This window comes from Pseudomonas sp. AG1028 (assembly GCF_007993955.1).
GTDB lineage: Bacteria > Pseudomonadota > Gammaproteobacteria > Pseudomonadales > Pseudomonadaceae > Aquipseudomonas > Aquipseudomonas straminea.
On record NZ_VIVP01000003.1, the window covers coordinates 405,956 to 430,303 of the forward strand.

General features: G+C 63.6%; 21 protein-coding genes and 1 pseudogene. 14 read left to right on the plus strand and 8 right to left on the minus strand.

Features of this window, described 5'->3' with window-relative positions; genetic code table 11:
- Positions 1-512 precede the first annotated feature (512 nt).
- The 3 genes from FB481_RS07110 to glnA form a co-directional block, all read right to left on the minus strand.
- Positions 513-1,139: a DUF4124 domain-containing protein gene (locus FB481_RS07110; RefSeq protein WP_147175658.1), complete on the minus strand. Its 627-nt coding sequence runs from the start codon at positions 1,137-1,139 to the stop codon at positions 513-515.
- Between the two features lie 5 nt (positions 1,140-1,144).
- A complete protein-coding gene (locus FB481_RS07115) occupies positions 1,145-1,675 on the minus strand; it encodes a DUF4124 domain-containing protein (RefSeq protein ID WP_147175659.1) in 531 nt (176 codons plus the stop codon).
- Positions 1,676-1,902: 227 nt separating this feature from the next.
- Entirely contained in the window at positions 1,903-3,309 is a 1,407-nt protein-coding gene (gene glnA, locus FB481_RS07120) for a glutamate--ammonia ligase (RefSeq protein WP_093500051.1), read from the minus strand.
- 330 nt (positions 3,310-3,639) lie between these two features.
- On the opposite strand from glnA, the gene thiI reads away from it, so the two are divergent.
- The 4 genes from thiI to FB481_RS07140 all read left to right on the plus strand — a co-directional run bounded on the left by thiI (position 3,640) and on the right by FB481_RS07140 (position 11,992).
- The gene (gene thiI, locus FB481_RS07125; RefSeq protein WP_147175660.1) at positions 3,640-5,094 is read left to right on the plus strand and encodes a tRNA uracil 4-sulfurtransferase ThiI; all 1,455 of its coding nucleotides are present in this window, start codon (positions 3,640-3,642) and stop codon (positions 5,092-5,094) included.
- Between the two features lie 172 nt (positions 5,095-5,266).
- Positions 5,267-7,087 (plus strand): translational GTPase TypA, encoded by a 1,821-nt coding sequence (gene typA / locus FB481_RS07130; RefSeq protein WP_075928791.1) that lies wholly within the window; start codon positions 5,267-5,269, stop codon positions 7,085-7,087.
- A gap of 298 nt (positions 7,088-7,385) precedes the next feature.
- Positions 7,386-10,637, plus strand: a complete 3,252-nt coding sequence (locus FB481_RS07135) for a DUF2339 domain-containing protein (protein ID WP_147175661.1) — start codon at positions 7,386-7,388, stop codon at positions 10,635-10,637.
- Positions 10,634-11,992 carry a DUF3999 domain-containing protein gene (locus tag FB481_RS07140; RefSeq protein ID WP_147175662.1) on the plus strand — a complete coding sequence of 453 codons (1,359 nt, stop codon included), beginning with the start codon at positions 10,634-10,636 and terminating at the stop codon, positions 11,990-11,992. Before FB481_RS07135 ends, FB481_RS07140 begins: the two co-directional genes overlap by 4 nt.
- Before the next feature lie 34 nt (positions 11,993-12,026).
- Here FB481_RS07140 and FB481_RS07145 read toward each other — a convergent pair whose 3' ends face one another.
- From FB481_RS07145 to FB481_RS07155, 3 genes are all read right to left on the minus strand, one after another.
- Positions 12,027-13,112, minus strand: a complete 1,086-nt coding sequence (locus FB481_RS07145) for a serine hydrolase (protein WP_256662714.1) — start codon at positions 13,110-13,112, stop codon at positions 12,027-12,029.
- Complete coding sequence (locus tag FB481_RS07150) at positions 13,096-14,169, minus strand: serine hydrolase (RefSeq protein WP_147175663.1); 1,074 nt, start codon at positions 14,167-14,169, stop codon at positions 13,096-13,098. Before FB481_RS07150 ends, FB481_RS07145 begins: the two co-directional genes overlap by 17 nt.
- A 96-nt stretch (positions 14,170-14,265) precedes the next feature.
- On the minus strand, positions 14,266-14,658 hold the full coding sequence (locus FB481_RS07155; protein WP_093500035.1) for a YkgJ family cysteine cluster protein: 393 nt from the start codon (positions 14,656-14,658) through the stop codon (positions 14,266-14,268).
- 350 nt (positions 14,659-15,008) lie between these two features.
- On the opposite strand from FB481_RS07155, the gene FB481_RS07160 reads away from it, so the two are divergent.
- The 5 genes from FB481_RS07160 to FB481_RS07180 are packed head-to-tail and all read left to right on the plus strand — an operon-like array spanning position 15,009 to position 19,205.
- Positions 15,009-16,694, plus strand: a complete 1,686-nt coding sequence (locus tag FB481_RS07160) for a histidine kinase N-terminal 7TM domain-containing protein (protein WP_093500033.1) — start codon at positions 15,009-15,011, stop codon at positions 16,692-16,694.
- Positions 16,695-16,729: 35 nt separating this feature from the next.
- Complete coding sequence (locus FB481_RS07165) at positions 16,730-17,740, plus strand: class 1 fructose-bisphosphatase (protein ID WP_013792956.1); 1,011 nt, start codon at positions 16,730-16,732, stop codon at positions 17,738-17,740.
- A gap of 3 nt (positions 17,741-17,743) precedes the next feature.
- A complete protein-coding gene (locus tag FB481_RS07170) occupies positions 17,744-18,343 on the plus strand; it encodes a DUF924 family protein (RefSeq protein WP_147175664.1) in 600 nt (199 codons plus the stop codon).
- Between the two features lie 44 nt (positions 18,344-18,387).
- The gene (gene bamE / locus FB481_RS07175; protein WP_013792954.1) at positions 18,388-18,642 is read left to right on the plus strand and encodes an outer membrane protein assembly factor BamE; all 255 of its coding nucleotides are present in this window, start codon (positions 18,388-18,390) and stop codon (positions 18,640-18,642) included.
- Complete coding sequence (locus FB481_RS07180) at positions 18,642-19,205, plus strand: lipocalin family protein (protein WP_147175665.1); 564 nt, start codon at positions 18,642-18,644, stop codon at positions 19,203-19,205. Before bamE ends, FB481_RS07180 begins: the two co-directional genes overlap by 1 nt.
- 247 nt (positions 19,206-19,452) lie before the next feature.
- Here FB481_RS07180 and FB481_RS07185 read toward each other — a convergent pair whose 3' ends face one another.
- Positions 19,453-19,893, minus strand: a complete 441-nt coding sequence (locus FB481_RS07185) for a hypothetical protein (protein ID WP_147175666.1) — start codon at positions 19,891-19,893, stop codon at positions 19,453-19,455.
- Positions 19,894-19,994: 101 nt separating this feature from the next.
- Here FB481_RS07185 and pip point away from each other — a divergent pair, with 101 nt between their 5' ends.
- The 5 genes from pip (at position 19,995) to FB481_RS07210 (ending at position 24,172) form a co-directional block, all read left to right on the plus strand.
- On the plus strand, positions 19,995-20,966 hold the full coding sequence (gene pip / locus FB481_RS07190; protein ID WP_147175667.1) for a prolyl aminopeptidase: 972 nt from the start codon (positions 19,995-19,997) through the stop codon (positions 20,964-20,966).
- Positions 20,963-21,400: a D-aminoacyl-tRNA deacylase gene (gene dtd / locus FB481_RS07195; protein ID WP_147175668.1), complete on the plus strand. Its 438-nt coding sequence runs from the start codon at positions 20,963-20,965 to the stop codon at positions 21,398-21,400. Before pip ends, dtd begins: the two co-directional genes overlap by 4 nt.
- Positions 21,401-21,604: 204 nt before the next feature.
- Positions 21,605-22,396: a transporter substrate-binding domain-containing protein gene (locus FB481_RS07200; RefSeq protein WP_075928801.1), complete on the plus strand. Its 792-nt coding sequence runs from the start codon at positions 21,605-21,607 to the stop codon at positions 22,394-22,396.
- A gap of 86 nt (positions 22,397-22,482) precedes the next feature.
- On the plus strand, positions 22,483-23,445 hold the full coding sequence (locus tag FB481_RS07205; RefSeq protein ID WP_093500020.1) for an amino acid ABC transporter permease: 963 nt from the start codon (positions 22,483-22,485) through the stop codon (positions 23,443-23,445).
- The gene (locus FB481_RS07210; protein WP_013792947.1) at positions 23,438-24,172 is read left to right on the plus strand and encodes an amino acid ABC transporter ATP-binding protein; all 735 of its coding nucleotides are present in this window, start codon (positions 23,438-23,440) and stop codon (positions 24,170-24,172) included. The genes FB481_RS07205 and FB481_RS07210 overlap by 8 nt, the downstream gene beginning before the upstream one ends.
- Positions 24,173-24,247: 75 nt before the next feature.
- On the opposite strand, the pseudogene FB481_RS23345 reads toward FB481_RS07210, so the two are convergent.
- Positions 24,248-24,348: pseudogene (locus FB481_RS23345) on the minus strand (IS110 family transposase); the annotation flags it as partial.

The following is a 24,348-nucleotide window of genomic DNA, read 5'->3' on the forward strand; positions in this document are numbered from 1 at the left end:
TCGTTGTCTGGCAACGTGGCGCAGCGTGGCAAGTCTCGTTGCAGGGGTGGGCCAGCCAAAAGTCGTTCCTCGTGCGGTAGGGCAGAAGGGCCGGCGAGTGAGAGCGAATCGCCCTGGCTCGCGGCAGTGCGGGAGAAAATGCAAGAAGCAAACCAAAGCCCTGCAAAGAAGCGCAGGCAGCAGAAAACTCCCGTAATTGGCCTCTTTTCGGCGCAGTGAGGCTGGTAGGCGTGTGCCAATTTGGGACGAGTATAGAAATCGGTGCGCCAGTGCGCACCTTAATGGTGCGAGCTGAGTGTGAGCAAATATCTCGCGGATAGGCCCGGAGTCTGCTCACAATCTTTTAGGCGAGATGGAAGAGGCTGCTACAAGGCAGAAGCGGACGACAGGCGCGGAGCTTTGTGAGAGAGGCTTTAGCCTCGAGTTCTTTATCAAGGCAGGCAAAGAGCTCGGAGCTACAGCGGATCGCCGCCCGCCACTCTGCAGGCACAGCGCTGAAGTCGAGCCGAAAGTTAAAGGAACGGCAGGATGCCGATGATGCCTTTGTCCTCTTCCTTGGGCTTGTCCTCGATCGGGCACTCGGGGCGCACGCCGTAATCGTCCTTTTCGCAGGGGCGAACCTTGCGCTTCTGGGCCAGGGACACGCGCTTCATGTGGAAGGGCTGGCTTGGCGTGCGTTCGACGATGATGCCGCCCTCGGTGATGATCTCCACGGCAATCTGGTGGGTGCCGCGGTCGATATTCTGCAAGGGGAACACCGGGCTGCGCCCAGCTTCGCCGTAGGGCTGGCCATCGAGCAGCAGGCGATAGCGGTGGCCCGGGTACAGGGCTGGCTCGGCATTGGCGGTGACGATCAGGTTGCCGGCGTTGTCGTTGATGGTCGCGTCAGGCTGCGGGATGGTGATGCGCAGCAGCTCGTAGCTGAGGATCGGTCCGGCGGGGGCGGCAGGAGCGGGAGGGGGTGACAGGCGCCGGGTTGGCTGCTCGATGCGGTTGGACGGCGCCATCTGCACCTGTTTGGCGTTGCCATCGCGCGGGCTGTCGGTGAACACCCGGTTACCCTCGGCATCCACGTAGGTGTAGACCTGGGCGAAGCTCGGCAGGGCGACCAGTAACAGGGCGAAAAGCAGCGCGCGCATGGCCTTCAGTTACCCCGGCCCTGGCTGTTGGTGCTGACCCGCTGCACCGTGAAGGTGCGCGTCTCGCTCTGCTGAACGATCCGCTCGCCCTGCATCACGGCCACGGCAATGCTGTGCTCGCCGCGGTCCACTTCAGTCAGTTGCAGGCGCGGCACGTTGCTAGGCTGGCCATAAGGTTTGCCGTCGAGAAGCAGGCGCAGGCTATGGCCGGGACCCAGGCGCGGCTCGATGGTCACACCCACGGAAAAGGTGCCATTGTTGGCGCGCAGCGCTTCCTCGCTGGGCAGGTCGCGCAGTTCGAGAATCTGGTAGGGATTTTGCGGCAGTTCGCTCAGGCGCGGTTCGCTGTTGGTTGTAGTGGGCGCTTCCGCCGAGGTGCTGGTGTTGATCGGCTTGAGCTCGACGCTTTCGGCCTTGGTACCTTCCGGCGGCTGGTTGGTGAACACCGTGTTGCCGTTGGCGTCAGTGTACTTGTAGATCTGTGCGCTGACCGGCAGGGCCAGGATCAGCAGCAGGCAAGTGAGCGTGCGGCGCATCGGGCCGTTCTCCTGTCGGGTGATGGCGATAGCCTTGCACCGCCATCGCGTGCTGGCAAGCGCGCGGCTCCAAGGATTTGCACTGGCGCTGAAAAATAGCCGGGCATAAAAAAGGACTGGGGCCATTTTCACTCTCGCCTGCCACGTTTCGCAGGTGGCGGGCATAAAAAAACCTCCCCGGCAGAACCGGGGAGGTTTTCGTTACGCCGCCAGGCAGCGTGGCTGGCTTAGACGCTGTAGTAAAGGTCGTATTCCAGCGGGTGTACGAAGGTGCGTACCTTGATTTCTTCTTCCGATTTCAGCTCGATGTAAGCATCGATGAAATCGTCGGAGAACACGCCGCCCTTGGTCAGGAACGCGCGGCCCTTGTCCAGCTCTTCCAAGGCTTCTTTCAGGCTGCCGCAAACCTGCGGGATCAGCTTGCCTTCTTCCGGCGGCAGGTCGTACAGGTTCTTGTCCGCTGCGTCGCCAGGGTGGATCTTGTTCTGGATACCGTCGATACCGGCCATCAGCAATGCAGCGAAGGCCAGGTACGGGTTGGCAGCCGGATCCGGGAAGCGCGCTTCGATACGGCGGGCTTTCGGGCTCGACACGTACGGGATACGGATCGAAGCGGAACGGTTGCGAGCCGAGTAGGCCAGCATGACCGGCGCTTCGAAGCCCGGAACCAGGCGCTTGTAGGAGTTGGTCGACGGGTTGGTGAAGCCGTTCAGGGCCTTACCGTGCTTGATGATGCCGCCGATGAAGTACAGAGCGGTCTCGGACAGACCGGCATAGCCTTCGCCTGCGAAAGTGTTCTTGCCGTCTTTGGAGATCGACATGTGGACGTGCATACCCGAACCGTTGTCGCCGTACAGGGGCTTGGGCATGAAGGTCGCGGTTTTACCGTAGGCATCGGCCACGTTGTGTACGCAGTACTTCAGGGTCTGAACTTCGTCAGCCTTGGCGACCAGGGTGTTGAACTTCACACCGATTTCGTTCTGGCCGGCGGTGGCCACTTCGTGGTGGTGCACTTCGACGACCAGGCCCATTTCTTCCATGGCATTACACATGGCAGTACGGATTTCGTGGTCGTGGTCGCACGGCGGAACCGGGAAGTAACCGCCCTTGACGGCTGGACGGTGGCCTTTGTTGCCGCCTTCCACGTCCTGGTCGGTCATCCAGGAGCCTTGCTCGGAGTAGATCTTGAACATCGAGCCGGAGATGTCGGACTTGAACTTCACTTCGTCGAAGATGAAGAACTCGGGCTCCGGGCCCACGAATACGGTGTCGCCCAGGCCGGTGCCTTTGAGGAATTCTTCGGCGCGCTTGGCGATGGAGCGTGGATCGCGGTCATAGCCTTGCATGGTGCTCGGCTCGATGATGTCGCAGACCAGGATCAGGGTCGGCTCTTCGGTGAACGGATCCAGTACGGCGGTATCGTCAACCGGCATCAGGATCATGTCGGAGGCTTCGATGCCTTTCCAGCCGTGGATGGAGGAGCCGTCGAACATCTTGCCGTGTTCGAAGAAGTCTTCGTCCAGGGCGTCACGGGCCGGCATGGTCACGTGGTGCTGCTTACCTTTGGTATCGGTGAAGCGCAGGTCTACCCACTTCACGTCGTGTTCTTTGATCAGTTGAACAGCCTTAGACATGTTGTCCTCCAGGTGGATAGGGTCGTTCGTTGACCCTTCTTTGAGTTCGTGACGCCGGGCCCGATAGTCGGCCAGGACACCCTGCCTCACAAGGGAGCAATATGCATGCCAGTGCCCCGTGATGGACGCATGCCCCGAAACACAGCGCTGTAGCAGCTAGTGGCGCTACAAAACGAACCACTTAAGCACCTCAATGGTGCAATTTATTGGCATTGTGTTCGATCTTGGTGCGGCGTCAGATTGTTTGCGGATTTTTGATCAAAGGTTGAGCAATTTCCTTTATAATCCGCGCCCCTGTTTTTCAGGCCCTGGCCCCCGACATTTGCTCCCATGAAACTGATCGTCAAAGTCTTCCCGGAAATCACCATCAAGAGCCCGCCGGTTCGCAAGAACTTCATTCGGCAGCTGGCCAAGAACATCCGCGTGGTGTTGCGTGATCTCGACCCGCAGCTGCAGGTCACCGGTGTCTGGGACAATCTGGAAGTGAAAACCGAGGTGGCCGAGCCCAAGGTCCAGCAGGAGATCGTCGAGCGCCTGAGCTGCGTGCCAGGCATCGTGCACTTCCTGCAGATCGACGAATATCCGCTGGGCGACTTCGACGATATCGTCGCCAAGTGCAAGCTCCATTACGGCGAGCAACTGGCCGGCAAGATCTTCTCGGTGCGCTGCAAGCGCGGTGGCCGCCATTCGTTCTCCTCTATAGATGTGGAGCGCTACGTCGGCAGCCAGCTGCGCCAGCAGTGCGGCGCTGCCGGTATCGACCTGAAGAAACCCGAGGTCGAAGTACGCATCGAGATCCGCAACGAGCGCCTGTACGTCATTCATCACCAGCACCCGGGCCTGGGTGGCTACCCCCTGGGCTCGCTGGAGCAGACCCTGGTGCTGATGAGCGGCGGCTTCGACTCCACCGTGGCGGCCTACCAGATCATGCGCCGTGGCTTGATGAGCCACTTCTGCTTCTTCAACCTCGGCGGCCGCGCCCACGAGCTGGGCGTGATGGAAGTCGCTCACTACCTGTGGAAGAAGTACGGCAGCAGCCAGCGCGTGCTGTTCATCAGCGTGCCGTTCGAGGAAGTGCTCGGCGAGATTCTCGGCAAGGTCGACAACAGCTACATGGGCGTCACCCTCAAGCGCATGATGCTGCGCGCCGCCAGCCGCCTGGCCGAGCGTCTGCAGATCGATGCTCTGGTGACCGGCGAGGCAATCAGCCAGGTGTCCAGCCAGACCCTGCCGAACCTCTCGGTGATCGACTCGGTCACCGACAAGCTGGTGCTGCGCCCGCTGATCGCCAGCCACAAGCAGGACATCATCGACACCGCCGAAGCCATCGGCACGGCCGAGTTCGCCCGTCACATGCCCGAGTATTGCGGCGTGATTTCGGTGAACCCGACCACCAAGGCCAAGCCCCATCGCGTCGTCCATGAAGAAGAACAGTTCGACATGGCGGTGCTCGAGCGCGCCCTCGAGCGTGCGCGCCTGATCGCCATCGATCGGGTGATCGAAGAGCTGGGCCAGGACGTGCAGGTCGAGGAAGTCGCCGAGGCGCTGCCCGGCCACGTGGTGATCGATATTCGCCACCCCGACCAGGCCGAAGATGAGCCGCTGGAAATCGAGGGCGTGGAAGTCCAGGCGTTGCCGTTCTACGCCATCAACAACCGTTTCAAGGAGCTGGACGAGAACCGCCAGTACCTCCTTTATTGCGACAGGGGCGTCATGAGCCGCCTGCATGCCCATCACCTGCTGAGCGAGGGGCATGCCAATGTGCGCGTTTATCGTCCGGCATAAGACGCCCGGGCTCAATGGCGGCAGCATCCGCCATCGCCCTCCCGACCCGATTGGTGGCGAGTTTGCCGCCACACAGCCTTAACAGACTGCCTTTACCCTTAATCCCGATTTTTCGCGTTGGGCCCTTGAAGCAACTGCCGGGTAGCCCGACCCAACCTACGAGACCACTACTGTGATCGAGAATCTACGCAATATCGCCATCATCGCCCACGTTGACCATGGCAAGACCACCCTGGTCGACGCCCTGCTGCGTCAGTCCGGCACCCTGGAGCGCAGCGAGCTCAACGACGAGCGCGTGATGGACAGCAACGACCAGGAAAAAGAGCGCGGCATCACCATTCTGGCCAAGAACACCGCCATCAAGTGGAACGACTACCGCATCAACATCGTCGACACCCCCGGCCACGCCGACTTCGGCGGTGAAGTAGAACGCGTGATGTCGATGGTCGACTCCGTACTGCTGGTCGTCGACGCCCAGGACGGCCCGATGCCGCAAACCCGTTTCGTGACCAAGAAGGCCTTCGAAGCCGGCCTGCGTCCGATCGTTGTGATCAACAAGATCGACCGTCCGGGCGCGCGTCCTGACTGGGTCATGGACCAGATCTTCGACCTATTCGACAACCTCGGTGCCACCGAAGAGCAGCTGGACTTCCAGGTCGTCTACGCCAGCGCCCTGAACGGCATCGCCGGTCTTGACCACACCGACATGGCCGAAGACCTGACTCCGCTGTACCAGGCCATCGTTGACCACGTTCCTGCGCCGAACGTCGACGTCGACGGTCCGTTCCAGATGCAGATTTCGGCACTGGACTACAACAGCTTCCTGGGCATCATCGGTGTTGGCCGTATCGCCCGTGGTCGCGTCAAGCCGAACACCCCGGTCACTGCCATCGACACCGAAGGCAAGAAACGTAACGGCCGTATCCTCAAGCTGATGGGCCACCACGGTCTGCACCGCGTTGACGTCGAAGAAGCCACTGCCGGCGACATCGTCTGCGTCAGCGGCATGGACGAGCTGTTCATCTCCGACACCCTGTGCGACCAGAACAACGTCGAGGCCATGAAGCCGCTGACCGTCGACGAGCCGACCGTTTCCATGACCTTCCAGGTCAACGATTCGCCGTTCTGCGGCAAGGAAGGCAAGTTCGTCACCAGCCGCAACATCAAGGAGCGTCTGGACAAGGAACTGCTGTACAACGTGGCCCTGCGCGTCGAAGAAGGCGACTCGGCCGACAAGTTCAAGGTCTCCGGCCGCGGTGAGCTGCACCTGTCGGTACTGATCGAGAACATGCGTCGCGAAGGCTTCGAGATGGGCGTTGGCCGTCCGGAAGTGATCATCCGTGAAGTCGACGGCGCCAAGCACGAGCCGTACGAGAACGTCACCATCGACATCCCGGAAGAATCCCAGGGCAAGGTCATGGAAGAAATGGGTCTGCGTAAAGGCGACCTGAGCAACATGGTGCCGGACGGCAAAGGTCGCGTACGCCTGGAATACAACATCCCGGCTCGTGGTCTGATCGGCTTCCGTAACGCCTTCCTGACCCTGACCAACGGTGCAGGCATCCTGACCTCTATCTTCGACCGTTACGACGTGATGAAGTCGGGCCACATGTCCGGCCGCCAGAACGGCGTACTGGTGTCGATCGATACCGGCAAGGCGCTGACCTACTCCCTGGAAACCCTGCAGGCGCGCGGCAAGCTGTTCGTCGAGCACGGCCAGGAAGTCTACAACGGTCAGATCATCGGCCTGAACAGCCGCGACAACGACCTGGGCGTCAACCCAACCAAGGGCAAGAAGCTCGACAACATGCGTGCTTCGGGCAAGGACGAAACCATCGCCCTGGTGCCGCCGGTTCGCTTCACCCTGGAGCAGGCTCTGGAATTCATCCAGGACGACGAGCTGTGCGAAGTGACGCCGAAGTCGATCCGTCTGCGCAAGAAGATCCTCGACGAAGGCGAGCGCACCCGCGCTGCCAAGAAAGCCAAGAACTGATCCCGTTCTAGCTGACTGAACAAGCCCCCGCCGGTGTGAACCGGCGGGGGCTTTTTTGTGGGTGCTGGCAATGCAGGCAGAGTCGCCAAAATCGAGCATTTTTTGCCGGCTGCCAGGAACAATCCGCTTCTGTGTTGTCTGTGCCGATGCGCAGGCGAGCCGCCGGGTTCGGCTTGATGTTCGTCTGCCACATTTGTGATCGACTGCATCATCCAAGCGGTGCGCGCAGCCCCTATAATTCGCGCTCTGCCAGGCCAGTGCCTGGCATGGATGATCTTCTCTTCAAGGATTCGAACGCATGCAGTGGATTTTCATGCTGATCGGGCTGGTACTCGGTGCCCTGGTGTTGGGCGCCGTGAGTGGCGAGGCGATGGCCGGCGCGCTGCTGGGCGCTTTCGTCGGGCTGGCGGTAGGGCAGGCGATCGCGCTGCAGGCGCTGAGGCTTCAGCACGAGGCGCTGCGCAAGTCGCTGGCAGGGTTGATCGAACGCTTCAACCTGGGCACGGGCGATCTGCATGAGCGCCTGCTGCGGCTGGAGACGGGCGCGCCGCCACAAACCGATGTCGCGGTCGAGCCCCATGAAGAGCCACTTGCGCAGCCTGCTGTCGAGCAAGCTGCTGCGGCGCCCGTAGAACCAGCCGCGGAGCCTGATTGGGAGCTTGAGCTGGAACTGCCCGCCGCCTCGCCTGGCGAGCCGGCGGTACAGTCGAGCCCGGAGCCCGTTTCGGAGCCTCCTGACGTGCCGCCTGTCCCGGCAGCTGCGCGCGTTACCGAGCCGCCAGCGCCGGGCCTTATCGAACGTGGCATCACCGCTGCCCGTGACTGGCTGCTGGGCGGCAATACCGTGCTGCGCGTGGGCCTGGTGCTGCTCTTTCTGGGGCTGGCCTTCCTGCTGCGTTATGCCTCCGAGCGGGTGGTGGTCGCCATCGAGTTGCGCTACGCCGGTGTGGCGCTGGCGGCGATTGCGCTGTTGGCCCTGGGCTGGTGGCTGCGCCGGCGGCGCCCGGCCTATGCCCTGCTGATGCAGGGCGGCGGTATCGCCGTGCTGTACCTGACGGTATTCGCGGCCATGCGCCTGCACCCCTTGCTCTCGCCGCAGGTCGCGATGGTGCTGCTGGTAGTGGTAACGCTCTGCTCCGCCGTGCTGGCTATCCTGCAGGACGCGCGTGGCCTGGCCGCAGCGGCCGCGCTTGGCGGCTTCGCGGCGCCGATCCTGGCCTCCAGCGGCGGTGGCAGCCATGTTGCGCTGTTCAGCTATTTCGCTCTGCTCAACGCCGGGATCTTCGCCATCGCCTGGTTCAAGGCCTGGCGTGAGCTCAACCTGATCGGTTTCGTCGGCACCTTCGGTATCGGTCTGGCCTGGGGCCTGCGTTCCTACACGCCGGATCTGTGGCTCAGCACCCAGGCGTTCCTGCTGCTGTTCTTCCTGATGTACGTGGCCATCGGCCTGCTGTTCGCACGTCGCCGTCTGCTCGAGGCGCCGAGCGAGCCGGAGAACGACTCCCGCCAGGCCCTGCTCAAGTGGTCGGCGCGCCAGGCAGGTTATGTCGATGGCAGTGTGCTGTTCGGCACACCGCTGGTGGGCTTCGGATTGCAGTATGCGGTGGTTCAGCACCTGCCCTTCGGCCCGGCGTTCAGCGCGTTGGCCATGGGCCTGCTGTACATGGCGCTGGCCCGGGTGCTGGTTGCCCGTGCACCGGAGCGTCCCGTGCTATTGATGGAAACCTGCCTGGCGCTGGGCGTGATATTCGCTACCCTGGCCATTCCGCTGGGGCTGGATGCCCGCTGGACTTCCGCCGCCTGGGCGGTCGAAGGCGCTGGCCTGTACTGGCTGGCATTGCGTCAGCAGCGTGTGTTCGCGCGCCTGTTCGCCCTGCTGCTGCAAGTGGCCGCCGCGGCGGCCTATCTGTGGGACGTACGCTTCGGTTACGACACCTTGCTTACCGGCTCGGCACTCGGTGCGCTGATGCTCGGAGTAGCGCTGCTGTTCAGCTTCCTGCAGCTGCGCGGCGCGGGAGATACCGTTACGGATCGCGAGCGCAAGCTTCAGCCTGCCCTGGCCTATGGCGGCCTGGCCTTCCTCTATTTGCTCGCTCCGCTGTGTTTCGGGCCCTACGCCACGGCTGCCGCCTGGGCCGTGGCCGGCGCCGCGACGTTGTTTGCCGGATTGTCGCTGGGCGCGCGCAGCCTGCTGACCGGCGCTTTAGTGGTGCAGGCCTTGGGCGGCATCATCTACCTGATCTTCAGTGACGGGCTCTACCAGGCGTTGGTAGACGAAACCCAACGGCCGCTCGCCCACCTGGCGTTCTGGGCGCCCGTGCTGCTGGCGCTGGCGGGCCTGTTCTGCGCTTGGCGCCTGCACCTTGCCGGGCGTTTGAACCGTGCCGACCTGCGGTCTATGGCGTTGCAGGAGCTATCCAATGTGCCGCTGTGCTGGTTCGCCGCCTGGTGGCTGCTGGCAGCGTTCAGCGAGATAGCGCGCTTCGTTCCGGAGCCACTGCAGGCGCACGTATTCCTGCTGGTCGCGGTGATCAGTCTGGCCTCCACCACCCTGTTCGCTCTGCATCAGCGCTGGCAGGCACTGGCGGTGCTCAGTCTGGCGCTGGTGCCGCTGGGTTTCGCCGCCGTACCGTTCGCCTGGCATCTGGACTATCACCCGCTGGCTGAGCTTGGCTGGCTGGCCTGGCCGGCGCTGTTCATCGTGCATTTGCTGATGCTGCGGCGCGTTGTCGGGCTGGCGCCGGAGGTGCTGGTGCGCAGCAGTCATGTGCTTGGTTGCTGGTTGCTGCTCGGCGTCGTGGCGCTGGAGCTGCGCTTCCTGTTCGCGGCCCTGGCGGAAAACTACAACGCCTGGCGCTGGCTGGGCTGGGTGCTGGTGCCGTGCGCCTTCCTGCTGCTGATGAGCGTGCGCCGGGCGCTACCCTGGCCGATGGCGGCCTATCCGCGGGAGTACCGCAGCTATGCGGCGTTGCCAATCGCCGTTGTCTTGCTGGGCTGGTTCTGGCTGGTCAACCTGCTCAGTGACGGTTCTGCCGAGCCACTGCCGTATGTGCCGCTGATCAACCCGCTTGAGCTGGGCATGCTGATCGTGCTTTTCGCCGTGCAGCACTGGGCCCGGCAAGGCCTGGCCATGCTGGCGATCAGAGCAGAACACCTGCGCAGGGCGACCCAGGACGTGATGGGTGCTTCCTTGTTCGCGCTCTTGACCATGATGGTCTGCCGCACCGCCGTCCATTGGGGGCAGGTGCCGTTCCAGGCCGATGCACTGGTGGGGTCGCAGCTGGTGCAGGCTGGGCTGTCCATCGTCTGGACGCTGATCGCCTTGGGCCTGACCATTACCGGGCATATACGTGTACGGCGTGATCTGTGGATGGTCGGCGCGTCGCTGATCGGTGTGGTGGTCGTTAAGCTATTCTTCGTCGACCTGGGCAACAGCGGTAGCCTGGAGCGGATCATTTCCTTTATCGGCGTCGGCGTGCTCCTGCTGGTGGTGGGCTATTTCGCCCCGCTGCCGCCACGCCGAGAAGCCAAGGAGCAGGTGCCAGCATGAAGCTGAATATCGCGTTGGCGCTGCTTACGCTGGGCACGCCTCTGGTGGCCGCGGCCGAGCTTTCCGAGCGTCCCCTGGACTATGCCGTGAGCGTACCGCTGACCCTCAGTGGCGAGGGCCCCTGGTATCGGATGCAGTTGCCGATGGAAGCTCAGCTTGCTGCCCACCACGCCGACTTTCGCGACCTGCGCCTGTTCAATGGCGAAGGCGAGCGCCTGGCCTACAGCCTGATCCCCGGCGCCGAGCGCTTTGCCGAGAGCCAGCAGCGCGCCGATCTGAGGCTGTTCCCGCTGCGTGGTCCGGCAGGACGCCGCGATGCCGTGCCGACCTTGCGTGTGCAGCGTGGCGATGATGGCTCGATCATCGAAGTCGCCGAACCGGCCGCCACTGCCGAGGTGTTGCGCGGCTGGTTGCTGGACGCCAGCGCCACAGACTTTTCCCTGCAGCGCCTCTACCTGGAGTGGCAGGCCGAGAGCGAAGGCTTCCAGCGCTTCAGCATCGAGGCCAGTGACGACCTGGATCATTGGCGGCCCGTGGGCGAGGGGCAGGTCGCCCGCCTGAGCTTCAATGGCGAACGCATCGACAAGAGCGAAGTGGAGCTGCCGACTATCCGGGCGCGCTACCTGCGCCTGCTGTGGCTGGCGCCGGAGCAGGCGGCCAACCTCAGCGCTGCCAGTGTCAGCGGCACACGCAGTAAGGCCGAACCTGCTGCGCTTATCTGGTCGGCTGCGCTGCAGGGGCAGGTGGATGAGCAGGGCGTTACCTGGACCCTGCCGCTGGCCTTGCCACTGGAGCGCGTGCGCGTCGAGATCGAGCAGGCCAACAGCCTGGCTCCGGTGATGCTGGAGGGGCGACGCGACAGCAAAGGGCCGTGGGCGCCGCTGGCGAACTCGGTTCTTTACCGACTGCCTGGTGATGGTCACGAGCTGGTGCAGGATCAGATCGAGCTGCCGCCCCTGCCGGTCAGCCAGTTGCGCTTGCAGGTCGATAGCCGCGGCGGCGGTCTGGGGCTGAGCGAGCCGCGTCTGCAGGTTGCCATGCGCGCGACTGAGCTGCTGTTTCTGGTTCGCGGCAATCCGCCTTATCAGCTGGCCCTTGGCCGGACGAATGCACAGGCGGGGAGCCTGCCCGTCACCACCCTGGTGCCCGGTTTCGATGCACAGCGCCTGGCGGGCATGGGGCAGGCGGTCATCGATGGCCGGATTGCGCAGGTTGATTTGGAGCCTGCGGCCCTGCCGGCGGAGCCTGGCTTCGACTGGAAGCGCGCCGGTTTGTGGGCCGTGCTGTTGATCGGTGTCGGCGTGTTGGTGCTGATGGCGCTCAGTGTGTTGCGTGCGGCCAACGGACGCGCCTGAGCGCAAGCGCCGCTGTGGCTAATACTGCGGGCTTTCAGGCCGTTTCGGCAGGCGCGTCCAGCACCAGCTCCTGAATCGCCTCGCCGACCCGTTCGAACAGCTTGCCGGCTTCGGCGTCCTCATCGAGCGCCTCGGCGCAGGCGAGGATGACCAGGGCGTCTTCGCCCTCTGGGTTGGCGATGCCCATGTGGCAGGCGCGGCCGCGCTGGGTGCCGGTTTTCTGAATAAAGGGCAGCTGTTCGCTCAGGCCGGCTTCCAGGCGATAGGCCTCGTAGCTGTCCAGGCCCATGATGTCGTAAAGCAGTTCGGTGCTGGGCCGGGAGAGTAATTCGCCCTTGGCCAGCTTGCCGAGCAGCTGCCCGTAGGCGACCAGCGTGGCGCTGTTCAGGCCGCTCTCGTAATAGCGCCGGTAGGCCTGGTCGATGTCGCGGGTTTCCAGCTGTTCGGGCTTCATGTCCAGGGCGTTGGCCACCGCCTCGACTCGCTGCGGGCCGAGCGGCGCCGCGGCGATTTCGACGATCTGGCGATTTTCAATTGAGCGGGCGTCGGAGTGCAGCTGCCCGTACAGGTCGCGGCGCACGTCCAGCAGACGGGTCACCTTGCCGAAGTCGCCGCCGGCGGCTGCAGTGATACGCTCGTTGATGCGCTCCAGGCCGGCTGCGCGGATCAGCATGTCGGCGGCGGTGTTATCACTCTCCTGCAACATCTCGCGCAGCAGTTCACCGACGCTGTAACGGGAGCCGGCGTCTTCCCACACCAGGCCACCGGAGCCGTCGACCCGGTCGCCTTCTTCGAGGGTGATCGGCTGGTCGAGCTGCAGCTTGCCGTCGTCGACTTCCTGCAGCACGGCGATGGCGATTGCCGCCTTGGTGGCCGAGGCCAGGTACCAGCTGCGCTCGGCTTGATGGCTCAGCTCGCTGCCGTCAGCAGTGCGCAGCAGATAGACGCCCAACTGACCGGGCGAGGCCTCGTCGAGTTCGCGCAGCCGCTCGGCCAAAGCGTCGAAACGCGCGTCTCGTTGGGGTGCAGCCCACAGCCACAGAGACAGCGCCGCACAACCAAGCAGGGCGAGGCCCGCGAACAGGATCTTCATGGCCAGGCCCTCAGTTGATTGCGTCACGGCTCAGCACTCCAGAGTCTGTGAGGGCTTCGCCCACCTGGCGCAAGGTGCGTTCGGCCTTGCTCAGGGACAGTTCGCCCTGCACGCAGGCGACGATCAGTACCGGCTCGGCGGCGCCACGCTGAGGTGTTTCGATCAGCCCCGAGTCACAGATACGCGCACGCTGGGTGCCGGTCTTGTGGGCGAGGCGGGCGTCCTTTGGCAGGCCGGCGATCAGGCGTTTGCTGCCGGTCTTGACTCGACTCATCACCGACAGCAGGTAGGCGGTCTGCTCATTGCCCAATGCCTGGCCGGTGGCCAGCCGTTCGAGCAGCTCGCCATAGGCCGAGAGCGTGGCGGCGTTGAGGTTGCTGCGGTAGTAGGCGGTGTAAGCGCTGCCCAGGCTGATCGGTGCCAGGGCCGAACGTGGGACGCCGAGTAGCTCGGCCAGGCGGTTCAGGCGCGCGTCGTCCTGGCGTGCCTGGCGCAGACGCAGCAGGTCGCGGCCACCGAGCTTCGCCGCCGCCGGGTGCAATTCGGCATAGATATGCCGGCGCACGTCGCCCAGGGTGGTGATCGGCTCGAAGCCCTCTGGCACCAGTTCGCGCACCAAGCCGTTTACGGCATCCAGGCCGGCCAGGCGAATCAGCCGGTCGGTGGCGGTGTTGTCGCTGTAGATGATCATCTGCTCGAGCAGAAAGCGCACGCTCAGGCGCTCGCCGGGCCCGTACTGGTTGGTGCTGCCGGCACCATCGACAAAATCGTCAGCTTCAAGCGACAGGCGTGTGTCGAGCTGCCAGTCGCCGCGCTCGACACCGCGCAGCACCGCAATGGCCACCGGCACCTTGATCCCGGAGGCCATATACCAACGTTCTTCAGCACGCAGGGTGACCGCCAGGTTGCTGTGTAGATCCTTGACGTAGACGCCCAGCTCGCCGTTCTGTTTGGCGGTGATTGCCTGCAGGCGTTCGAGCAGCGGCTCCTGCCAGTCAGGCCGCGCGCTGTCGCCCGTTGCAGTGCCTGCCAGTGCAGCGGCGAGAGCAGCAAACAGGGCGTGTGCAAGAAAGCGGGAGCGCATGGAAATCCTCCGGGTGGCGGTGCGGGCCGGTGTGGAGGATTCGAGGGATCAGCGAAGCGTGGTGTTCAGGCGTCCGGGTAACCAGACGTTGCAGCCTTACTTAGGCCGCCAGGCGCAGTAGCCCGGGCGCGGGCCGATCTTGGGATGATTACGGCAGGTGTCCGGGCGCCGGTCATAGATGGTGCACAGCCGGGTCTTGCGATCCAGGTAATAGCAGTCGTTGTTGCTCATGCGCGTCAGGGTGAAGATTCCGGACTTCTGGTTGAAGCGCTCCACCAGGCCGTCTTTCTGCAGGCGCTTGGCGATGTTGCGCGGCGGTTCGCCACGCTCGAATTCGTCGACCACGCCGATACGGATCAGGTCATTGATACGCACTTCGACCGGCAGCTGACAGCAGCTGGAAATGCAGCTGTGGCACATGTCGGCGGTGTAGCGTGCCCAGGTGTCGAGGCGGTCGATTTCCGCGGCGGCGATCAGGTTGCTTTTCATCTCGGGGAGGTTCGCATGGTTTGGCGGCGCGCGATCATAGCCATGTTGGGGAAATAGTGAACAATTATCTGCCGGCCGGCGGCTCCACTTCGGCGTTTTTCCCTGCACTGGTCCGATAAAAAACTGCGGAGAATGCAGCGAATTGCAGTATTGTAGCGGCGAAAATTCCCGCCCTCCCTGTCTGCCCTCATTGGCTCGCGGCTCGGCTGGATTTTAGGTCGCCAGGCGCTTTGCGCTGGCCTCTATCCTGAGCCTGTCGGAATGGATACGTCCTCCATGCTTGCCCGTGTCTCGCGTCGCGCTGCGTCGTGCCCGGCCGTTTTCTGCCGCCGGGCGGGCGGGGCAGGCGCATGAATTCCTGCCTGGTCAACGCCTGGCGCCTCGACATCGCGGTGCTGGTCACCGCAGTGGTCTGTATCGGCGGTGTGCTGCTGGCACGCTGGGTGATCAATCAGCGCGATTTCCCGGGGCGTGACACCTTCATCCTGATGCACCTGGCGAGCATGTGGTGGATGTTCATGGCCGGCCTGGAAGTGGCCTCCGTGGCGCCCGAGTGCAAGATGCTCTGGGCCACCATGTCGTGGCCGGGCATCATCAGCGTGCCGACCTTCTGGGCGGTGTTTCTCTGGCAGTACGTGAGCAGCGTGCGCCAGCCCCTGGGGCGCCGCTCGATGCTGGGCATGATCCTCATGCCGCTGCTGATCTGGCTGGTGGTGCTGAGCAACCCCTGGCACGGCCTGTTCTATGGCGCCGCCACGGGGCCGGTTTCCGGCGAGCCGGGCGCGCCGATCCGCTTCGACCACGGCCCGCTGTTCTATGCCGCGGCGGTGTACGTCTACCTGTTCATGAGCTTCAGCCTGGTGGTGGTGCTGCGCGCCGCGCTGATCAGCCATGGCGTGCACCGGCGCCATTACCTGGCGTTCGTGCTGATCACCGCGGTGCCCTGGTCGGCCAACATCGCCTATGTCGGCTTTGGTTTCGTGGTGTTCGGCGTCGACCCGACGCCCTTCAGTTTCGTGTTCACCCTGGCGGCGTTTTCCTGGCTGATCCTCGGCGTACGGCTGTTCGACATGGTGCCGGTGGCTCGTCATCTGCTGCTCGAAGCGCTGCCCGATCCGGTGATGGTGGTCGACACCCAGTGGCGGGTGATCGAGGCCAACCAGGCGGCGCTCAAGCTTGGCGGGTTGAAGAACGACTGGCAGGGGCGTCGCCTGCAGGACTGGCCGGGTTTCGGCGGCGAGCTGGCGGTGCAGTTGGTGGAACAGGGTGAGCTGCGTGAGCCGTTGCTGATCCAGAGCGATGCCAACCATTACTTCGAGGTACGCACGCGCCCCATCGAGCGGCTGACTCGCCACGGCATTCTGGTACTCGGCCAGTTGCTCTATCTGCGCGACGTGACCCAGCGCCAACGCGCCAAACTCAAGCTCGCTGAAGCCCTCGCGCTGAGCGAGGAACGCCTGCGCACCATTACCAGTCTGCACGAGCAACTACGTGAACAGGCACTCTGCGACCCGCTGACCGGCCTTTACAATCGGCGTTATCTGGACGAGCTGTTCGGTCGTGAGCTGGCTCGTGCGCGTCGTGAGAACGCCCCGCTGGCAGTGGCGTTGATCGATTTGGATCACTTCAAGCAGCTCAACGATCAATACGGCCATCTGGATGGCGACGATGTGCTCAGGAGCGTCGCCCAGTATCTGCTGGTGAACTTGCGCAGTTCCGATACGGTCTTTCGTATCGGCGGTGAGGAGTTCCTTGTCATTCTTCCCGGTGCCGATGCCCGCGAAGCGACCAAACGCCTCGAGGCCATCTGCCAGGGACTGGCGCAAAAACCGATCGAAACCCGCAGTGGCTTGCGCCACGTGACCCTCTCGGCTGGCCTGGCGCTGTGGCCTGAGCAGGGCAGAGCGCTCGACGAGTTGCTGCAGGCTGCCGACGCCGCCTTGTACGAAGCCAAACGCCGTGGTCGTAACCGCGTATGCAGCCCGCTGCCGCGGTTGGCCTCCGCCGCTGAGGCGTCTGTTTCTGGAAAGGGTTAAACTCCTTCCGATTACCTTCCTTCCCGGAGTCCTTCATGTCCCGCGTTACCCTGAGCCGTTACCTCATCGAGCAGACCCGTAGTCAAAACACCCCGGCCGATCTGCGCTTCCTGATCGAAGTGGTGGCGCGTGCGTGCAAGGAGATCAGCCATGCCGTTTCCAAGGGCGCCCTGGGCGGCGTGCTCGGCAGCATGGGCACCGAGAACGTACAGGGCGAAGTGCAGAAGAAGCTCGACGTGATCTCCAACGACATCCTGCTCGAAGCCAACGAGTGGGGCGGTCACCTGGCCGGCATGGCTTCCGAGGAAATGGATAACGCCTACCAGATCCCCGGTAAGTACCCCAAGGGTGCCTACCTGCTGGTATTCGACCCGCTGGACGGCTCCTCGAACATCGACGTCAACGTCTCGGTCGGCACCATCTTCTCGGTACTGCGCTGCCCCAGCGAGTACCTTTCGCAGAATGAAAGCCTCAATGAAAAGGCCTTCCAGCAGCCGGGCACCCAGCAGGTTGCCGCCGGTTACGCCATCTACGGCCCGCAGACCATGCTGATCCTGACCTTGGGCAACGGCGTCAAGGGCTTCACCCTGGATCGCGAGCTGGGCAGCTTCGTGCTCACCCACGACAACATCAGCGTGCCGGAAAGTACCGCCGAATTCGCCATCAACATGTCCAACCAGCGCCACTGGGAAGCCCCGGTCAAACGCTATGTGGACGAGCTGCTGGCCGGCAAGGAAGGCCCACTGGGCAAGAACTACAACATGCGCTGGATCGCCTCGATGGTCGCCGACGTGCACCGCATCCTGACCCGCGGCGGCCTGTTCATGTACCCGCGCGACAGCCGTGAGCCGGACAAGGCTGGCAAGCTGCGCCTGATGTACGAAGCCAACCCGATGTCCTTCATCATTGAGCAGGCTGGTGGCGCCGCCACCGATGGCGTGCAGCGCATCCTCGACATCCAGCCCGACTCCCTGCACCAGCGTGTGCCGGTGTTCCTCGGTTCCAAGGAAGAAGTCGAGCGCGTTACCGGCTACCACAAGGGCTGACCGATGACGCCCTGGCAGCCGTTGCTCGACTGGTGGTTCGGCCCGGCGAGTACGGCTGCGCAGAGCGCTGCCGAGAAGCACAAGCTGTGGTTCGGCAAGCGTGACGCGCAGGATGCCGAAGCACGTGAGCGCTTCGGTTTGCTGGTCGAGCAGGCAATCACCGGCGAGCTGCAGGGCTGGTCGGCCGATCCCCACGGCTGGCTCGCCCAGGTGCTGTTACTCGACCAACTGCCGCGCATGATCCACCGCGATACGCCGCTGGCCTTTGCCGGCGATGTTCGCGCCCGAGAACTGGTCGAGCGGGGCATTACCCTGGGTTGGGATCGCGAGCTGTCGCCGCTGCAACGGGTGTTCATCTACCTGGTGCTTGAGCACGCCGAGGATCCACTTCAGCAGACCCGCGCCGTGCAACTGTTCCGTGAGCTGGCCGAGCAGGCCGGTGATGCCGAGCGCGAGCTGTTCGCCGGCTTTCTCGACTACGCCGTGCGCCACCAGCAGGTCATCGAGCGCTTCGGGCGCTTTCCTCATCGCAACGAGATTCTCGGGCGCGTCAGCAGCGCGGACGAGTTGCGCTTTCTCGCGGAACCGGGCTCACGCTTCTGACGTCGAACCGGCATCCGGCACTCACAGGACACTGGAGATATCCCATGCGTCTGCGCGTTATTGCGTTGCTGGCAGGCTGCGTCATGCTGGCCGCCTGCGGCAAGGTCAATCAGGAAAACTACGCCAAGCTCTATTCGGGCATGAACAAGGCCGAGGTCGAGAACCTGCTCGGCAAGCCTACCGAGTGCTCGGGCGCGCTGGGCATGTCCAGCTGCACCTGGGGCGACCAGGTGAGTTTCATCAGCGTCCAGTACGCCGGTGACAAGGTGATCATGTTTTCTTCGAAAGGATTGAAGTGATGAGCAAACGTATTCTAGGCGCCATTGCACTGGGTGCCCTGCTGCTGACCGGCTGTGCCAACTCGGGCACCGGCATGGCGCCGCCGAAGACCGTCGACTCGGTCGATCTCGAGCGCTACCAGGGCACCTGGTACGAGATCGCGCGCCTGCCGATGTTCTTCCAGCGCAACTGCGTGGAGTCCGAGGCGCACTACCAACTGCAGGATGACGGCAGCGTGGCGGTCACCAACCGCTGCCGCGAAGCCGATGGCCAGTGGAACCAGGTCGAGGGCCGCGCCGTGCCACAGGTCGAAGGCAAGACCGACAAGTTGTGGGTGACCTTCGACAACTGGTTCAGCCGCCTGCTGCCCGGCGTGACCAAGGGCGAGTACTGGGTGCTGGATCTGGACGACGACTACCAGACTGCATTGGTCGGCCACCCCAACCACAAATACCTGTGGCTGCTATCGCGTACTCCGACCATTTCCAACGAAGTGCGTGACGAGCTGCTGTCCGTGGCCCGCGCACAGGGCTATGACACCAGCGAGCTGATCTGGCGTGACGGCGCCAAACCGGCGCAGTGACTGGCCGTATTTCGTAGAGGCCGCGAATCCCACCATTGCGTAGCCGATCAGCATTCGGCGTGCGCAGATGTTGGGTTGCGGCGGCGGGGATCGAGAGATTCCCTCAGGCCGGTAATGCCTCCACCCACCCTACGTTTAACCGCATCCTAATGGGTAGAGCAGCGCTAGGCGGCCGTCTGCCGGGCGATGCAGTTGTGAGGTGCTGCGTCATCCATCACCGCGTTTCGGCCAATGCCGCACAGGGCTCTCACTCCCAATCCAGCCGCGCGAGTTTCCACCCGCCGTCGTCCTGCCACCATTCCAGCTTCACGGCGTAATGCCGGGCGCTATCGGGGATCAGTCCTTCAGCTCCGGTCAGGCCCACCTGTGCGTCCGTGTACCCCTTGTCGCGGTAGGTCACGTCCACGCGGCTGTTCTTGCTCAGGGCCAGCACCTTGACGTTGTTGTGGCGCAGGAACAGTAAGGTCATGGTGCGCTTGGCCCAGTCGCGGTCGTTGGCCTGCTGGGCGCGGAACTCGCTGTGCAGTTGATCCATCACCGCCGCGGTCTTCTTCGCTTCGAGGTTTTCCTGCAGTTGCTGCACGGCGGCTTCCAGCCTGGCCTGCGGGTCGTCCTTGGCGCTGCAGCCGCTGAGCAGAACGGCGAGCAGGAGCAGGAGCAGGGGCATGGCAAATTTCCGTCTCGACATGCCGAATTTCCTTTTCATGGTTATGATGCCCGAACGAGCGCACTAGCCCGCCACGCGCGAGCGTGCCCGAGCCTATCTCAATTCTTCCTCAGGAGGGCACCATGCAGACGCTGTATCCGGAGATCAAACCGTACGCCCGCCACGAACTGGCGGTTCAGACGCCGCACGTTCTCTACGTGGACGAAAGCGGCTCGGCGGACGGTCTGCCGGTGCTGTTCGTGCATGGTGGCCCTGGCGCCGGCTGCGATGCGGCCAGCCGCCGCTACTTCGACCCGACCCTGTACCGTATCGTCACCTTCGACCAGCGCGGCTGCGGCCGCTCAACGCCCCACGCCAGCCTGGAGAACAACACCACCTGGGATCTGGTTGCCGACATGGAGCGCATCCGCGAGCACCTGGGTATCGACAAATGGGTGCTGTTCGGTGGGTCCTGGGGCTCGACCCTGTCGCTGGCCTACGCGCAGAAACACCCGGACCGCGTGCATGCGCTGATTCTGCGCGGCATCTTCCTGTGCCGCCCCCAGGAGTTCAAATGGTTCTACCAGGAGGGCGCCAGTCGGCTGTTCCCCGATTACTGGCAGGACTACCTGGCGCCGATTCCCGCCGAAGAGCAGGGCGACCTCATGCAGGCGTTCTACAAGCGCCTGACCGGCTCTGACCAGATCGCCCAGATGCACGCCGCCAAGGCCTGGTCATGCTGGGAAGGGCGTACCGCCACGCTGCGGCCAAACCCCCAGGTGGTCGAGCGCTTCGCCGAGAGCCTGCGCGCGCTGTCGATCGCCCGCATCGAGTGCCACTACTTCGTCAACGATGCTTTTCTGGAGCCCAATCAGCTGCTGCGTGACATGCCGAAGATCGCCCACCTGCCGGGCATCATCGTACATGGCCGCTACGACGCCATCTGCCCGCTGGACAACGCCTGGGCGCTGCATCAGGCCTGGCCCAACAGCGAGCTGCAGATCATCCGCGAGGCCGGTCATTCGGCCGCCGAGCCAGGCATCGCCGATGCGCTGGTGCGCGCCGCCGACGAGATCGCCCATCGCCTGCTCGACCTGGCGCCGGACGAAGCATGAAGGCACTGCTGCAACGCGTTTCCAGCGCCCGTGTGGATATCGCCGGCGAGACCGTGGGCGCCATCGAGCAGGGCCTGCTGGTGTTGGTTGGCGTCGAGCCGCAGGACAACGAGGCCAGCTGCGCCAAGTTGCTGCACAAGCTGCTCAATTACCGGGTGTTCAGCGACGCGGCCGGCAAGATGAACCTGTCACTCAAGGACATCGGCGGCGGCCTGTTGCTGGTTTCCCAGTTCACCCTTGCCGCCGATACCCGCAGTGGCCTGCGCCCCGGTTTCTCCACCGCGGCACCGCCTGCGCTGGGCGAAGCGCTGTTCGACCACCTGCTCGAACAGGCACGTGCGCAACACCCGCAGGTCGCCAGCGGGCGCTTCGGTGCCGACATGCAGGTACAGCTTGTCAACGATGGGCCTGTGACCTTTTTGCTGGAAACCTGATCGAGGCCGCTCACTGGCCTGCTTCTTGCCTACTGAGTCGCGGCTCTGCGCTGCTGTTTGTCGCTGATCTGGCGCGTATCTCTCGCCAACGGCGGCGATCACGGTTAGCATGCCGCGCCGCCTTATCGAAGGGCCAGCCACTTGCACCGTGCCGGTGCACGAGCCTGAGCCGGCCCCATAATCGTTTGCCTTTCAGGAGCAAGAATGAAAAAGCTTGTCGCCTCACTGCTGTTATCCGTCTGCGCCTTCACGGGCATCGCCCAAGCTGGCGTCATCGACGACGCGGTCAAGCGCGGTACCCTGCGCGTGGGCATGGACCCGACTTACATGCCTTTCGAGATGACCAACAAGCGCGGTGAGATCATCGGCTTCGAAGTCGACCTGCTCAAGGCCATGACCAAGGCCATGGGCGTCAAGCTGGAGCTGGTTTCCACGTCCTACGACGGCATCATCCCGGCCCTGCTGACCGACAAGTTCGACATGATCGGCTCGGGTATGACCCTGACCCAGGAGCGCAACCTGCGCATCAACTTCTCCGAGCCCTTCATCGTGGTCGGCCAGACCCTGCTGATCCGCAAGGAGCTGGCTGACAAGGTCAAGAGCTACAAGGATCTGAACAGCGCCGACTACCGCATCACCTCGAAGATCGGCACCACCGGCGAGATGGTCGCCAAGAAGCTGATCGCCCAGGCCAAGTACAGCGGCTTCGACAACGAGCAGGAAGCGGTGATGGACGTGGTCAACGGCAAGGCCGATGCCTTCATCTACGATGCACCGTACAACGTCGTGGCGGTGAACAAGGCCGGTGCCGGCAAGCTGGTTTTCCTCGATGAGCCGTTCACTTTCGAACCCCTGGCCTTCGGCCTGAAGAAGGGTGACTACGACAGCATCAACTGGATCAACAACTGGTTGCACCAGATCCGCGAAGACGGTACCTACGATCGGATCCACGCCAAGTGGTTCAAGAGCACTAACTGGCTGAAAGAGATGGAGTAAGCGCATTCGCGCTTCACTTCGCTACACCCGGCGCGCGGCTAGTCCGCGCGCTGTCATGTTGGCAACTCAACGGGTAGACACTCACCGTGGCTAAACAGAAGAAAGCCCAGTGGCCCTGGCACCTGCTGACCGGGCTGATCCTGGTCCTGGGTATCCTGGCGATCTGGTATTCCACCTCGCTGATTTCCTACGAATGGCGCTGGAATCGCGTTCCCCAGTACTTCGCCTACCACGCCGAAGAAGCGCAGCGTGCGGCTGACTACGGCAGCGTCGAGAGCATCAGCCGTCAGGGCAGCGACGCCCTGGTTACCCTGACCGGTGAAGGTGGCGAACAGCAGCAGCTCACCGTGGCCAGCGACAGCCTGCAGCTCAGCGAAGGCGACGACGTGGCCGAGGGCGATGTCATCGGCGTCACCCGTCACTGGGCCGCTGGGCCGCTGCTCTGGGGGCTGTGGACCACGCTGTGGATCTCCGTGGCGGCGGGCGTGTTCGGTTTGCTGATCGGCCTGGTCACCGGCCTGTGCCGGTTGTCCGGCAACCCAACGCTGCGCCACCTGTCGACGCTTTACGTCGAGCTGGTGCGCGGCACGCCGCTGCTGGTGCAGATCTTCATCTTCTATTTCTTCATCGGCACGGTGCTCAATTTGTCCCGCGAGTTCGCCGGTGTGGCGGCGCTGGCCCTGTTCACCGGCGCCTATGTCGGCGAGATCGTGCGCGCCGGGGTGCAGTCCATCGTTCGCGGTCAGGATGAAGCGGCCCGTTCGCTGGGCCTGAGCGCGGCGCAGTCTATGCGCCACGTGATCTTGCCGCAGGCGTTCAAGCGCGTGCTACCGCCATTGGCCGGGCAGTTCATCAGCCTGGTCAAGGACACCTCGCTGGTCTCGGTGATCGCCATCACCGAGCTGACCAAGAGCGGCCGCGAAGCCATCACCACCTCGTTCTCCACGTTCGAGATCTGGTTCTGCGTCGCGGCCCTTTACCTGGTGATCAACCTGCCGCTGTCGCAGATCGCCAACCGCCTGGAACGGAGGCTCGCGCAAAGTGATTGAAGTCCGTGATCTGATCAAGGTGTTCGACGCCCGCGGCCAGCAGGTGCGCGCCGTCGACGGCGTGACCACCCAGGTGGCACGCGGCGAGGTGCTGGTGGTGATCGGCCCGTCCGGCTCCGGCAAGTCGACCTTCCTGCGCTGCCTCAATGGCCTGGAAGAACTGGACGAAGGCTCGGTGAGCATCGATGGCCTCGATCTCGCCAACCCGAAGACCGACATCAATGCCTACCGTCGTGAAGTCGGCATGGTGTTCCAGCACTTCAACCTGTTCCCGCACATGACTGTGCTGGAGAATCTGTGCCTGGCCCAGAAGGTCGTGCGCAAGCGCGGCAAGGCCGAGCGTGAAGCCAAGGCCCGGGCGCTCCTCGACAAGGTGGGCATCGGCCAGAAGGCCGGTGAGTTTCCGTCGCGCCTCTCCGGCGGCCAGCAGCAGCGCGTGGCCATCGCCCGCGCCCTGTGCATGGATCCCAAGGTAATGCTGTTCGACGAGCCCACCTCGGCCCTCGACCCGGAAATGGTCGGCGAAGTGCTCGACGTGATGAAGCAGCTGGCGCTCGAAGGCATGACCATGGTCTGCGTCACCCACGAGATGGGTTTCGCCCGCGAAGTGGCCGACCGCGTGCTGTTCTTCGATCACGGCAAACTGCTCGAGGACGCGCCGCCCGCCGAGTTCTTCGCTCAGCCGAAGGATCCGCGTGCCCAGGCGTTCTTGCGGCAGGTGTTGTAGCGAGAAGGACTGGGGCGCTTTAAGGCGGAAGCGGTCGTTCACTCGTGGGAGATTCTATGGTTTAGGGCAATGCCTTTATGCCCTTCTGCTGATGTACTCGCCTTGAGTTTTCATCAAGGCGAATGCGACTCTGGCGAGCTTTCTAGCCAGGATGACCAAGACCTGAGTGGTTGCTT